The sequence below is a fragment of the Cellulomonas sp. P24 genome (assembly GCF_024704385.1).
Lineage (GTDB): Bacteria > Actinomycetota > Actinomycetes > Actinomycetales > Cellulomonadaceae > JAJDFX01.
On sequence record NZ_JAJDFX010000002.1, the window covers coordinates 2,547,496 to 2,559,689 of the forward strand.

13 protein-coding genes are annotated in these 12,194 nt (G+C 71.8%); 7 read left to right on the forward strand and 6 right to left on the reverse strand.

The genetic code is table 11. The annotated features are described in order from the left end of the window. Window positions 1-21: 21 nt before the first annotated feature. A complete protein-coding gene (locus LJB74_RS11870; protein ID WP_259308724.1) occupies window positions 22-852 on the forward strand; it encodes an aldo/keto reductase in 831 nt (276 codons plus the stop codon). Between the two features lie 92 nt (window positions 853-944). Further along, window positions 945-1,712, forward strand: a complete 768-nt coding sequence (locus LJB74_RS11875) for an SDR family NAD(P)-dependent oxidoreductase (RefSeq protein WP_259308725.1) — start codon at window positions 945-947, stop codon at window positions 1,710-1,712. A gap of 66 nt (window positions 1,713-1,778) precedes the next feature. Here LJB74_RS11875 and LJB74_RS11880 read toward each other — a convergent pair whose 3' ends face one another. The 3 genes from LJB74_RS11880 to LJB74_RS11890 form a co-directional block, all read right to left on the reverse strand. After that, the gene (locus tag LJB74_RS11880; protein WP_259308726.1) at window positions 1,779-2,237 is read right to left on the reverse strand and encodes a VOC family protein; all 459 of its coding nucleotides are present in this window, start codon (window positions 2,235-2,237) and stop codon (window positions 1,779-1,781) included. Between the two features lie 167 nt (window positions 2,238-2,404). Further along, the gene (locus tag LJB74_RS11885; protein WP_396125159.1) at window positions 2,405-3,547 is read right to left on the reverse strand and encodes an ROK family protein; all 1,143 of its coding nucleotides are present in this window, start codon (window positions 3,545-3,547) and stop codon (window positions 2,405-2,407) included. 195 nt (window positions 3,548-3,742) lie between these two features. Next, window positions 3,743-3,880 (reverse strand): hypothetical protein, encoded by a 138-nt coding sequence (locus LJB74_RS11890; protein ID WP_259308728.1) that lies wholly within the window; start codon window positions 3,878-3,880, stop codon window positions 3,743-3,745. A 422-nt stretch (window positions 3,881-4,302) separates the two neighbouring features. On the opposite strand from LJB74_RS11890, the gene LJB74_RS11895 reads away from it, so the two are divergent. The 3 genes from LJB74_RS11895 (at window position 4,303) to LJB74_RS11905 (ending at window position 7,566) form a co-directional block, all read left to right on the forward strand. Then, the gene (locus LJB74_RS11895) at window positions 4,303-5,646 is read left to right on the forward strand and encodes a 2-hydroxyacyl-CoA dehydratase family protein (RefSeq protein ID WP_259308729.1); all 1,344 of its coding nucleotides are present in this window, start codon (window positions 4,303-4,305) and stop codon (window positions 5,644-5,646) included. A gap of 71 nt (window positions 5,647-5,717) precedes the next feature. Then, window positions 5,718-6,902, forward strand: coding sequence for a sensor histidine kinase (locus LJB74_RS11900; RefSeq protein WP_259308730.1), 1,185 nt, complete (start codon window positions 5,718-5,720; stop codon window positions 6,900-6,902). Next, window positions 6,895-7,566: a response regulator transcription factor gene (locus LJB74_RS11905; RefSeq protein WP_259308731.1), complete on the forward strand. Its 672-nt coding sequence runs from the start codon at window positions 6,895-6,897 to the stop codon at window positions 7,564-7,566. Before LJB74_RS11900 ends, LJB74_RS11905 begins: the two co-directional genes overlap by 8 nt. 42 nt (window positions 7,567-7,608) lie before the next feature. On the opposite strand, the gene LJB74_RS11910 is transcribed toward LJB74_RS11905, so the two are convergent. The 3 genes from LJB74_RS11910 to LJB74_RS11920 all read right to left on the reverse strand — a co-directional run bounded on the left by LJB74_RS11910 (window position 7,609) and on the right by LJB74_RS11920 (window position 10,225). Further along, window positions 7,609-8,649: a hypothetical protein gene (locus LJB74_RS11910; RefSeq protein ID WP_259308732.1), complete on the reverse strand. Its 1,041-nt coding sequence runs from the start codon at window positions 8,647-8,649 to the stop codon at window positions 7,609-7,611. Next, complete coding sequence (locus LJB74_RS11915; protein WP_259308733.1) at window positions 8,646-9,356, reverse strand: excisionase family DNA-binding protein; 711 nt, start codon at window positions 9,354-9,356, stop codon at window positions 8,646-8,648. Before LJB74_RS11915 ends, LJB74_RS11910 begins: the two co-directional genes overlap by 4 nt. Before the next feature lie 122 nt (window positions 9,357-9,478). Next, complete coding sequence (locus LJB74_RS11920; RefSeq protein WP_259308734.1) at window positions 9,479-10,225, reverse strand: cyclopropane-fatty-acyl-phospholipid synthase family protein; 747 nt, start codon at window positions 10,223-10,225, stop codon at window positions 9,479-9,481. A 260-nt stretch (window positions 10,226-10,485) separates the two neighbouring features. Between LJB74_RS11920 and LJB74_RS11925 the strand changes: the two genes are divergently transcribed. Both LJB74_RS11925 and LJB74_RS11930 read left to right on the forward strand, forming a co-directional pair. After that, the gene (locus LJB74_RS11925; RefSeq protein ID WP_259308735.1) at window positions 10,486-11,217 is read left to right on the forward strand and encodes a hypothetical protein; all 732 of its coding nucleotides are present in this window, start codon (window positions 10,486-10,488) and stop codon (window positions 11,215-11,217) included. Between the two features lie 31 nt (window positions 11,218-11,248). Continuing rightward, entirely contained in the window at window positions 11,249-12,160 is a 912-nt protein-coding gene (locus LJB74_RS11930) for an electron transfer flavoprotein subunit alpha/FixB family protein (RefSeq protein ID WP_259308736.1), read from the forward strand. The last annotated feature ends 34 nt before the right edge of the window (window positions 12,161-12,194 follow it).

Below are 12,194 nucleotides of genomic sequence, written 5' to 3' on the forward strand. Positions count from 1 at the left end.
CGGCGTCGCAGGGAGACCGTGATGAACGTGCGGGCTGTGCCGTTGAACGACGGCAGGACGATCCCCCAGCTCGGCCTGGGGGTGTTCCAGATGAGCGAGCAGCAGGCCGAGGCCGCCGTCCTGGCGGCCTACGAGGCCGGGTACCGGCTCGTCGACACCGCGGCCGGGTACCAGAACGAGGCGGCGGTCGGGCGTGCGATCGCCCGTCTCGACCGTCCGGAGCACGACGACGTGTACGTCACGACCAAGCTGGCGAACGGCGACCACGGCTACGACGAGGCCCTGGCGGCGTTCGACGTGTCGATGGGCAAGCTCGGTCTCGACACGCTCGACCTGTACCTCGTGCACTGGCCGTGCCCGCGCACGAACCGCTACGTCGAGACCTGGCGGGCCCTGGTGCGGCTGCGCGAGGAGGGGCGGGTGCGGTCGATCGGGGTGTCGAACTTCGAGCCGCACCACCTGCGGCGCATCGTCGACGAGACGGGCGTCGTTCCCGCGGTCAACCAGGTCGAGCTGTCCCCGTTCTTCCAGCAGCGGGAGCTGCGTGCGGTGCACGCCGAGTTCGGCATCGCGACGGAGGCGTGGTCACCCCTCGGCAAGGGAGGCGTCGAGCTCCTGGGGCACCCGACGGTCACCGGGATCGCCGCGGCCCACCACGCGACGCCCGCGCAGGTCGTGCTGGGCTGGCACCTGGCGTCGGGCATCGTGACGATCCCGAAGTCGGTCACCCCGTCACGGATCGTGGAGAACATCGGTGCGGCGGACGTCACGTTCGACGATGCCGAGCTCGCGGCGATGACGGCGCTGGACCGGGGCGCCCGGCTCGGGCCGCGGCCCGACGACATCGAGTAGCGGACACCCGTCCACGGTCCGGTCGAGCTGACGGCGCCCGCGACACCACCGAGTCGTCGCAGCAGCGGGGCTCACCACACCGAGGAGAGACCGTGAGTGTTCTGGACACGTTCGTGCTGACCGGGCGTACCGCTGTGGTCACCGGGGCGACCCGGGGGCTGGGACGAGCGTTCGCGCGGGCGCTCGCCGAGGCGGGCGCGAACATCGTGGTGGTGGGTCGCGACGCCGCTGCCGCCGTCGAGGTCGAGGCGGAGCTCCGCGCCCTCGGGGTCGGGGTGATCGTGGCGTTGGGTGACGTGACGCGGCGGTCGGACGTCGAGCAGGTCCTCGCGCAGACCGTGAGCGCGTTCGGCCGGGCGGACGTCCTCGTGAACAACGCCGGGGCATGCATCCACAAGCCGGCAGCCGAGGTGACCGACGACGACTGGCGCGCGGTCATGGACGTCAACCTCGACGGCGTGTGGATCGCCAGCCAGGTCTTCGGACGGCACATGATCGACCAGGGCGGCGGCTCGATCGTCAACGTCGGGTCGATGTCGGCGGCCATCGTGAACCGACCGCAGTGGCAGCCCGCCTACAACGCGTCGAAGGCGGCGGTGCACCACCTGACCCGTAGCCTCGCCGCCGAGTGGGCGCCGTCGAACGTCCGCGTGAACGCGCTGGCGCCGGGCTACATGCGCACCGACATGTCCCCCGTCGACGAGCCCCGGTACCAGCGGTACTGGATCGAGGACACGCCGCAGCGCCGTGCGGGGGAGCCGGAGGAGCTCGGGCCGGCGGTGGTGTTCCTCGCCAGCGACGCCTCGAGCTTCATGACCGGCTCGGTGCTCACCATCGACGGGGGCTACAGCGTCTTCTGAGGGCGCCGGGGAGACGCGGTCTTCTGAGGCGCCGGGGAGGCGCGCCGTCCTCCCCGGCACCGTCCGTCACGGGTGAGGCTTGATGTTGAGGTTCACGCCGAGCTTGGCCTCGGAGTCGACGATGGTCCAGCTGCCGCCGGGGTACATGCCGATGGTGCGCATCGCGTAGCCGGCACCCTCGAGCTCCTCGATGACGGCGTCCCTCGCCTCGCCGACCTGGAAGCCGATGTGATGCACGCCCTGGCCGTGGGTGTCGCGGAACTCGCGGAACGTCGACGGGTTCTGGTCCGCCTCGTGCAGCTCGATGACGAAGCCGCGTTCCTGGCAGTCGATGACCGCCAGCTTGAGGGCGTAGGCGGCGACCTCGCCGCGGTACGTCTCGTTCGGGTTGGGGGTCGCCTCGTCGACGCGGACGTCCGGACGTGGCACGTCCAGCAGCTCGCACCAGGCGTCCAGCGCGCTGTCGATGTCGTCGACGACGATCGCGATCTGGATGAATCCCGCGAGCGGCACGGGGTGCTTCATGGTGTCCTCCTTGACGGGTGGTCCACGGCGCGCATGGGCCGCGGCGTGCTCCTCTCAGCGGGTGACCGCGGCTCGCGCCGAACGGGTCGGCGTGCGGCCATTCGATGAGATTTGTCGATCTTCGTCAGAAGTTTGTCACTCGACGCGCTGAAGGTGCAAGTCGCGCGTCAAATGAGGGAGCTCAAGCCCTCTCGGGACAGGACGTGGTCGGCGACCATCGTGCTGCCGCCGAGCACGCCCGCGTGGCCCATCGTCCGGCTGGTGACGATGCGCAGGTGCTGCGTGGCCAGCGGCAGCGACCTGCCGTACACGACCTCGCGGATGCCGGCGAGGAGGTGCTCGCCCGCCTCGGCCATCTGCCCACCGATGACGATGACCGACGGGTTGAGCATGCTCACGCAGGTGGCCAGCACCCGCCCGAGATCCCGACCGGCCTCACGGAGCAGCTGGGATGCGCGCACGTCGGCCGAGCGCACGAGCGCGACGACGTCGCCGCTCGAGCTGGCCGGCGAACCGAGGGCCGTGAGCTCGGCGGCGATCGCCCGCCCGCTGGCCAGTGCCTCGAGGCAACCGGTGTTGCCGCACCGGCAGATCACCGGTCGGCCGCCCGGGACGGCGATGTGGCCCAGGTCGCCCGCAGCGCCCTGGGCACCTCGGCGGATGGCGCCGTCGATGATCACCCCCGCACCGATCCCGGTGGCGACCTTGACGAAGAGCAGGTGGTCGATGTCGGGGAACTCGGTGCGATGCTCGCCCAGCGCCATCAGGTTGACGTCGTTGTCGACCAGGACGGGCGCACCACCCATCAGCCCGGTGAGAAAGCCGGCGACATCGGCACCGTCCCAGCCGGGCATGATCGGCGGGTTCATCGGCCGCCCGGTGGCGTGGTCGACGGGCGAGGGGAGCCCCACCCCGACCCCGGCGAGCTCGGACAGCTGGCGGCCGCTCTGAGCGATGAGCTCCTGGGTGATGCCCGCGACGTTCGTGAGCACGGCTTCCGGGCCGTCCTCGATCGAGATCGTCTCGAGCCGGTCGACGATGATCGTCGACGCAAGGTCGGTGATGGCGACCCGCACGTGCGTCGCACCCACGTCCACGGCGGCGATGATCCGAGACGACGGGTTGAACGCGAAGACCGTCGGTGGTCGACCGCCCGTCGAGAGCGCCTCACCGAGCGGGCTCACCAGGCCGGAGGCAAGGAGCACCTCCATGCGTGCGGCGACGGTCGAGCGCGCCAGGCCCGTCATCTGCGCGAGCTCGGCCCGTGTTCGGGGTTGGCGATCGCGGAGAAGCTGCAGGATCCCGGCCACGTCTCCAGCATGCTCAAGGTCGTTACGCACCGGCTTAGTCAAGCACGCCTGGCGGCTTTCTGCCGCGATTCAGCGAAACATGCCCACCTTCGATCGCCGCCTTCGCTTGACGCGACACAACTCGGGGATGCCGTGGCGGACCAGGCGACGCCCACGATCCCCTGGGCGTGCGCCACCAGTCGCGGGGCGGTACTGCTACCGGCGTCCGATCAGGTACACCGCGACGAGGTAGAGGCCAACGGCGGCGAAGGCCCCGACGTGCGGGCGCAGCGTGTCCCACCCGGCGACCACCGCGCGGCGGAGCGGGCGCACGAGCTGCGTAGCCCACGTCACGGCGTCCCCCTCGTCCGACGCGGATCCCCAGCGCCGCTCCTGTGCCTGTCAGTGTGTCACTCGCTGCTCCGTGACCACCGATTCCGAGGTGCGGGAGTCGTCTTAGCATCCACGCACCGGAGTCGAGGGTAGCGAGACGGGTCGCAGCGGCGCGACGCGGACCGGTGGTCAGGTGCCGACGTACGTCGACCTGCGGCTGTATCCGATCGGATACCCGGTTGTAGACGGTCGGTGCTTGTCCGGCCAGGTCGCCCGGCGGGACCGTGCAGTGTTGGCCCACGCGGGTCGAGTGAGCTCGGCCGGCGGACCGGCGTCCAGATCTTGCCGCGAGAAGGGCGCGAACGTGGCAGCCGACATCGCACGTGCCACCGCACCGCGGGCGCGGGCCGTCGTCGAGACGCTCGCCGAGGGGGTCCGTTGACATGACCACCGTGCCCGGCGCCGATCCGGTCGTCGAACCTCCGCGCGGCCTCCCCCGCTGGTACGCGTACCGGCGCCGCTTCGAGCGGTTCGTCGGCCTCATGACCGACGGCCCGGAGCCCAACCCGCTCATGGCGCGCTTCTTCGCGATCGTCCTGGGTCAGGTGGACGCGGTGATCGCCGCCGCCGAGCAGGGTGCGCCACTCCTGGCGAGCTGGCACGGGAACGCGACGGAGATCGCCGCGGCCATGGGCATCGACGTCTACTGCCCGGTGGACATGCTCCTGGCCAACCAGCCGTTCACCGACGACCTCGAGCGGGCCGCCGAGGGGGTGTGGCCCGAGGACACCTGCGGGCTGGTCCGGCAGGCGGTGCTGGCGGTGACGGACGCGTTGGTGCCGACGCCGACGGGGATCGTCGCGACGTTCGAGCCGCGCGGCCCCCGGGCCCCGGTCCATGAGCTGTGGCGGCGGACCCCGGAGTGGAGCGGCATCCCGGTGTTCGTCGCGGACGCGCCCGACGGCTCGACCGACGCCGACGTCGACGCGTTCGTCGGGGAGCTGCGCCGGATGGTCGGCTGGCTCGAGGAGCTGACCGGGCGGGTGCTGACCGAGGGGAGCCTCCGACGGGTGTGCGAGGAGGTCAACCGGGCGACGCGGTGGTGGCAGGAGCTGTGCGAGCTGCAGCGTGCGGTCCCGGCCCCGATGCCACCGTTCCTCGTCCCCGAGCTCGGCTGGAACGCGACCCAGCACGTGAACGCCGGCAACCCGCAGGTCACCGCACTGTTCCAGGCGACGGTCGCGGTCGCGCGCGAGGCCGTCGAGGCAGGTCGCGGCGCCATCCCCGAGGAGCGCATCCGGGTGTACTGGGCCGGTCTCGACGGCACGTGGCCGCCCAACGAGCTGGGCCCGTGGCTCGCCGAGACCTACGGGGCGAGCGTCGTCAACGGGATCCAGGGCGACGCGGTGGCCTACCGGCACATCGACACGACGTCGCTGGACTCGATGCTGCACGGTCTCGCGCGCCGGAACCTCCGCGAGGTGCCGACCAACCGGTACGCGCGTGGTGCCGGGACCGTCCTCGCCGCGGACGTCGCGCGGGCCGTCGCCGACTACCGGGTCGACTGCGTGCTGGTCCCCGAGCACCGGCGCTGCGCGGGGCGCGTAGGGCGCACGGATCCGTCGGTCTCGGTCGGGCTCGTGCGGGAGACCTGTCGCGAGATCGGCGTGCCGGTGCTGTCCGTCGCCGCCGACGTCGTCGACCCCACGTGGGTGCCGGTGGACCAGGTGCAGCGGCTCGTGTCCGACTTCTTCGCGGACCACGGGTGGGAGCCTCTCGACGACTGAACGCCGGCGTGCGGAGCGGGGGTGGCCTTCGGTCCCTGGTCACCCGAACGCCCCGCGGGAGACCATGAAGGGTGCAGCAGAGCAGCAGCTACCTGGCCGAGCTGGTGCGCATCAACGACACCCTCATCTGGTCGTGGGACCGGATGGACTCGTTCGTCGCCGCGGTGCGCATCATCCGGGACACCGTCGGCGCGACCCTCGCGCCCTCGTTCCTCGTCGACCCGACGGGGACGCAGCTGGAGCTCGTCGGCGGGGCGCGGGAACGGGCGGCGCTGGAGCCGGACTTCTCGAGCATGCCCGCCTACACGCACCTCCGTGAACCGTGGATCAACGACGGTGAGTGGCCGGTGTGCGCCGCCGACCACCTCGACAGCGAGGCGTGGCGGATCCTCCCGGACGACTTCAAGGCGTGGTTCGGCGAGGTCGGCGTCGTGGTCGCGATCCACGCGGACGGGCGTCACCTGGGGGCGGTCCTGCTGACCTTCGACCCGCCCCGGCGGCTCACCGAGGAGGAGCTCGAGTTCTGCGCGGTCGCCGGGCGCATCCTCGGGAGCGCCCTCTACCGGTGGCAGGTGCTCGGCCGCGAGCGGGAGATGGGCGCGCTCGAGGAGCGCCGACGGCTCAGCGAGGAGCTGCACGACGACCTCTCGCAGCAGGTCGCGGGCCTGGGCCTGCTCGTCGAGACGATGAAGCTCGACGCGGCCGGCCTCGAGGGTGACCTCGCGGAGGACATCCACCAGCTCGACCGCCGGGTCACGGCGCTCCGCAAGCACCTGCGGCATCAGATGCTCGGGCTGCGCGCCGACGCCGAGATGGTCGAGGGCGCGTTCGTGGACCAGGTCACGGAGCGCATCGGGCAGTTCGAGAAGCAGTGGCAGATCCCCGTGGCGTTCTCCTGCACGTGCCCGGCGGAGGTCGACGACGAGGCGCCGATCGCCGTGTCCGCGCAGCTGCTCCGGGTGCTCCAGGAGTCCCTCGCGAACGTCGTGCTGCACGCGCGGGCGACCCAGGTGCAGATCCGGCTCGGCTACGCGCAGACCCTCATGCGCCTCGAGATCCAGGACGACGGCGTCGGGTTCGACCTGGAGAGCGTCCCGGACTCGCGTCTCGGCGTGCTGATCATGCGGCAGCGGATGGAGCAGATCGGCGGCAGCCTGACGATCAACCCGGTCCCCGGGGGTGGGACGCTGATCGTCGCTGAGGCGCCGATCGGACAGCGTCGCCGGGTCACCCTGGAGGTCCCCGGTCATGTCTGAACCTCACGACGGACCGGCGACGGTCCTCATCGCCGACGACCACACGCTGTTCCGCGAGGGCCTCGCCGCACTGATCAGCCGATGGCCGGACTTCGAGCTCGTCGGCAGCGCCGGCGACGGTCACGAGGCCGTCCGGCTCTCCCGGCGGCTCCAGCCCCAGCTCGTGCTCATGGACGTCCGGATGCCGGTGCTCGGCGGCGTCGAGGCCACCCGCCAGATCCGGATGGCTCAGCCCGCGACCAAGGTCGTCATGCTGACCATGTCGACGCTCGGCGAGGACGTGTTCGAGGCGCTGCGCAACGGCGCGCACGGGTTCCTGAGCAAGGACGAACCACCCGAGCGCCTGCACGACTTCCTCGTCGACGTCCTCCGGGGCGAGGTGGCGCTGTCGGGTGCGATCGCCGGGAAGATGCTCGCCGAGTTCGGCGGCGTCGGCCCTCACGCGGCCACCGGGCCGTCGGGCGGGCGGGAGTCCCTCAGCCCGCGGGAGCGGGACGTGCTGCGACTGCTCGTGGACGGGCTGTCCAACGACGAGATCGCCCGCCAGATGTGCGTCTCCGAGGCGACCGTGAAGAAGCACCTCGGCCGGGTCATGACCAAGCTGCACCTGCGCAACCGGGTCCAGGTGGCGGTCTACAGCGTGCGCATCGGGCTGGTCGACTAGGGTCTGCCGCCACTGCTGCTCGTGTCCACGAGCGTGCGCCGGTCAGACATGCCGTGCCCCGAGGCCGGAGTCGTCGACGAGGTAGTCAAGGGCGCCGCGCGCCTCGTCGGGCGCGGAGGACCGGCGCCAGTCCCGCATCGTGAGCCGTGCGCGGGCCTTGCGCAGCCGTGCGAGGTCCTTCGGTCGAAGCTGGTTGGCAAACGCGGAGACGTGTCCAGAGACAGCCACCGCGTGGCAGAGCACAACCAGATCGGCCACGTGCCGCTCGGGCTCGCGCCGGTCCGTGACGGCCGCGGACGCCTTCATGATCAGCGCTCCGAGCAGGTTCGGTCGGCGCACGGTCCCTTCCGGACCGCGCGAGATCGTCACCCGGACACGTTCTGACCGGGCGAGAGCCTGCTGGGTGGCGGGCAGCTCGACGGCGGGCCGTCGGTTCACGGCGATCGGTACCCGGTCCTGGGAGTTGGCCGCCTCGGGCACCATGAGGTCCACTGCCACCTTCGCCTTGGCCCACCGGTAGGACAGCTGACTGCCGCCGGCGAGCGGAGCCGGCGTGATGTCCTCGAAGCCGAGAAGGCGGAGCTGCTGGGTCAGCCTGCTCAGCGCGTCCCGGTGGGTGAAGACGCCGACGGCGAGATCGGCGTCGCCGGTCGCTCGGGTGAACTGAACCTGGTGCTCGAGGCAGTGGAGCATCACCATCAGGCCACCGACCAGGGTCCACGGGTCGGGAACAGCCGCATCGAGCGCGAAGACCGTCTCCATCGCCCCAGTGAGTACGGGGTCCAGGGTAGGTAGCTCCACCTGAGTCCCGCTGTCGGGGAAGCGGGGAGCGTAGGTCCGCAAGAGACGGCTCGCCGCCAGGATCTGGCCCGTCGGAACATCGTCTCCCAACGCCTGGATGCCGTCGAGCAACGCGGCGCGGTCGGCATGGGTCGCGGGCGCCTGACGAACCATGTTCAGCAGGGTGGCGAGCGCCTTCGTGCGATCGCCCGTCGAGATGTCACCGTCGAGCGTGTGCCGGATCACCTCGACACCGACCACGGTGAGGCGGGCGATGGTGTCGACCAGGGTGACATCGCTCATCGCACAGGCCGTGCCAGCTCCGAGGAGATCGCCTCCAGGAGTGCGCGGCCGGCCGCCGTGGCTCGCGGGTCGGTGTCGGCGAGCAGATCGGTGGCGACGATCAGGCGGTAGACGTTCTCGCCGTCCGTCCCCCATGACGGCAGGTCGGGGACCGCAGGGACAGCGATTGTCACGTTGCCGGACTCGGCGGGGATGAGCCCCAGGTCCCGACGCAGCCTCTCGAGGTGCGTACGGTCGGGGACCCAGACCGACGCACTCGCTGTCCCGACAAGCAGGTCGGTGACAAGGTTCGTCGCCGATGCCCCCGTTCTTCGGGTTGCCGGGTCGGCCATCAGTGCGGCGACCTGCTCACTGCCGGCTCGCCAGGTGCGACGGGACTCCGCCACTGCGCGCATCTGGGCGTGCCACGCGCCCGGTGTGGACGGTGTGCGCGTCAACCGTGCCCTGAGCCTGGAGAGCTCGTCCTGGCGGATCCAGGTCGGCGTGTCGCCATCGATCAGAGCCGCAGCGGCCCAGGCGATCCGCGGCGACATCGCCCGGGTGTGGCCGGGGCGGTCGCGGTCCGCAAAGGAGTCGACCTCGCGTTCGTCCAGCACGTAGGTGCCGCCGACCCGCTCGGCCCGCAGAGCGCCCGCAGCGATGAGCGCGCGTACGCGTCGCGTGCTGACGCCGAGCTGATCAGCGGCGCCGGTGACTCCAATTCCCATGACACTGATATTCCGCTGTCGGAATATCAGTGTCAAGAGAAGGCTTCCGCAAGCTGCGCGGCTGCTGGAGGCTCACACCGCCACCGCCACCGCCACCGGCTCGACGTCAGCGCGCCTGTCGGTCACAGCGCGATCAGCGCGAACACGCCCCACCCGAAGTACGTGCGCGTGAACGCCGTGTACTGCTGCGGCTCGGTCGCGAGCAGTCGGCGGACCTCGTCGTGCAGCTCGTGGTCCGGGTGGGCGTCCGCCCAGCGCCGCATGCTCAACCACTGCGGTGCCTGGTAGCGGTCCCAGGACTCCTCGGTCGCGCAGACCATCTGCACGACGTCGTAGCCCTGCGCGCCGAACGAGGCCAGGAGGTCCGGCAGGGTCAGGTAGTGGTCGGTGGACGGCACCCCGCACCCGGCGAGAGCCTCCGGGGTCGTGGGAACGGCGCGCCAGTACGGCTCGCCGATCAGCAGGATCCCGCCGGGCGTGAGGCTCCGGCTCAGCAGGTCGAGGGTGCCGGGCACCCCGCCGCCGATCCACGTCGCGCCCACGCACGCCGCGACGTCCACGAGCTCGTCGACGACGTAACCGGAGGCGTCGGCCTCGACGAACCGGACCGCGTCACCGACACCGAGCTCGTCGGCGCGGGCCCGGGCCTGGGCGATGAAGTCAGGGTTGAGGTCCACGCCCAGCCCGGTGACCTGGTGATCGCGGGCCCAGGTCGACAACAGCTCGCCGGACCCGCAGCCCAGGTCGAGGATGCGTGCCCCGGCAGGCAGGTCGAGCGTGGCGCCGAAGGCGGCCAGCTGCTGCTCGGTCAGGGGGTTGTGGATGCGGTGGCGGGACTCACGGATGGAGAAGAGACGAAGGTCGAACACGACGGTGCTCCTTGCACGGGTTCCAGCAGCGGCCCGCTGACGGAGACCGGGCGGGGCTCCGCACGAGCCTGCCGCGACCCTACGACCGGTCCCACGTCGCAGGCCACGGCTTTCCCGGGGTATCCGGTCGGCTACCCCGGCGTACCCGTTGGGTGCTAGTTGCACCCGGAACCGGTCCGCGACGCTGGAGGTGCCCGGTCACCTGCCGTGTCAGCGGTGGGTGCCGGCCTGACCCGTGCGCCGCAGAGAAGGGTGACCCGATGAAGGTCGTCATCGTCTACAAGTGGGCGCGCGACGGCGCCAACGCCGCTGTCCGTGCCGACGGGACAGTCGACTGGCGGGGAGCCAAGATGGCGGCCGGTGAGGACGACCCGGCGGCGCTCGCGGTGGCCAAACGGCTCGCGGAGGACACCGGTGGCACGGTCGTCGGGCTGACGATCGGGGACGGCGACGCGAGCTGGGCGTTGGCGCGCGGTGTCGGGGAGGCGTACTCCGTGACCGACGTCCCGCCGTTCGCGGACAACGCCGCGACCGCGCGGGTGATCGCCGCCGCGGTGGAGCGGATCGGCGACGTCGACGTCGTCGTCGTGGGCGACTCGAAGCAGGACCCGGGCGTGGCGCCGGCCGTCGCCGGGCACCTCGGCTGGACCGCGCTCGCGGGCCTGGCCTCGGCCTCCGTCGTGGACGGGCGGGTGGCCGCGGTCCGTCGCAGCGCGACCGAGGAGCAGACGATCAGCGTCGCCCCGCCCGTGCTGCTCGGGGTCGCCGCGGAGGCGGACGTCGACACCATGCCGGGGATGAAGGAGCTCCTGGCCGCCCGCAAGCGCCCGCTCACCACCTGGCCGCTGGCGGACATCGGCGATCCCGGCACCGACGTCCGGAGCACGGGCACCCGCAAGCCCGACGCCGTGGCCGCGACCCTGTTCGACGGCGACCCGGCGACGTCCGCGGCGCAGTTCGTGGCCGCGCTCCGCGCCGACGGCGTCCTGTGAGCATCCCCGGATCCGAGAGAGGGCACGCACTGTGAGCATCGACAGCTGGGTCGTCACGACCGACGAGAAGCAGGTGGGCGGCATGGTCGCCGTGGCGCGCCACCTCGGCGGGCGCGTGACGGTTGTCGCCGTCGGCAGCCGCGCGCTGGCCGATGCCGTCGCGGCGTCGGGCGCCGACGACGTTCGGTGGGTGGGGGTCGCGCCCGACGTCCCGCCCGAGGCCTACGCCGCGGCGGTGGCGGACCTCGCGGCCGCGACCCCGCCGAGGGTGGTCGTGAGCAGCACCGAGCCGGCGGCACGGGTGCTGCTCGGGGCGGTGGCGGCGCGGATCGGCGCCGCCGTCGTGCCGGGGATGCTGGACCTCGCGGCGTCGGACGGGGACGTGATCGTGACCCGCGCGGCCCTCGGCGGTGAGGTGATCGAGACCCTCGTCGCGGACGGGCCGGTCGCGACGGTGTTCGTCGGCGAGGACGTCGAGAACGACGCACCTGCGACGGCGGCCGTCGTCGAGCAGGCAGCGACCGCGGCCGACGCACGCATCGAGGGGACGGAACCGGTCGGTACGGCCACCGGCGTGGCCGATGCGGCGCGCGTCGTCTCCTTCGGCCGCGGGGTGCGGGCCAAGGCGGACGTGGACCTGCTCCGCCGGCTCGCGGACGTCCTCGGTGCCGAGCTCGCGTGCTCGATGCCGATCGCCGACGACCTCGGCTGGCTCGAGAAGGAACGGTACGTGGGCCGCTCCGGCCAGCACATCGCCCCACGGCTGTACCTCGCCGTGGGCATCGGGGGTGCACCGCAGCACCTCGAGGGCGTCCGTGACGCGAAGGTCGTCGCGGCCGTCAACAACGACCCGGACGCGCGGATCTTCCGGTCCGTCGACTACGGGATCGTCGGCGACCTGTACGAGGTCGTCCCGGCCCTCATCGACGCACTCAGCCAGTAACCCCCAGCAGACGCACTCAGGCACACCGAGCACG

Excerpts from the sequence above, each read along its gene's own strand:
- LJB74_RS11870 (WP_259308724.1), top strand. The coding sequence starts at position 22 with ATGAACGTGCGGGCTGTGCCGTTGAACGACGGCAGGACGATCCCCCAG.
- LJB74_RS11880 (WP_259308726.1), bottom strand. The coding sequence starts at position 2,237 with ATGAAGCACCCCGTGCCGCTCGCGGGATTCATCCAGATCGCGATCGTC.
- LJB74_RS11895 (WP_259308729.1), top strand. The coding sequence starts at position 4,303 with ATGACCACCGTGCCCGGCGCCGATCCGGTCGTCGAACCTCCGCGCGGC.
- LJB74_RS11905 (WP_259308731.1), top strand. The coding sequence starts at position 6,895 with ATGTCTGAACCTCACGACGGACCGGCGACGGTCCTCATCGCCGACGAC.
- LJB74_RS11910 (WP_259308732.1), bottom strand. The coding sequence starts at position 8,649 with ATGAGCGATGTCACCCTGGTCGACACCATCGCCCGCCTCACCGTGGTC.
- LJB74_RS11915 (WP_259308733.1), bottom strand. The coding sequence starts at position 9,356 with ATGGGAATTGGAGTCACCGGCGCCGCTGATCAGCTCGGCGTCAGCACG.
- LJB74_RS11925 (WP_259308735.1), top strand. The coding sequence starts at position 10,486 with ATGAAGGTCGTCATCGTCTACAAGTGGGCGCGCGACGGCGCCAACGCC.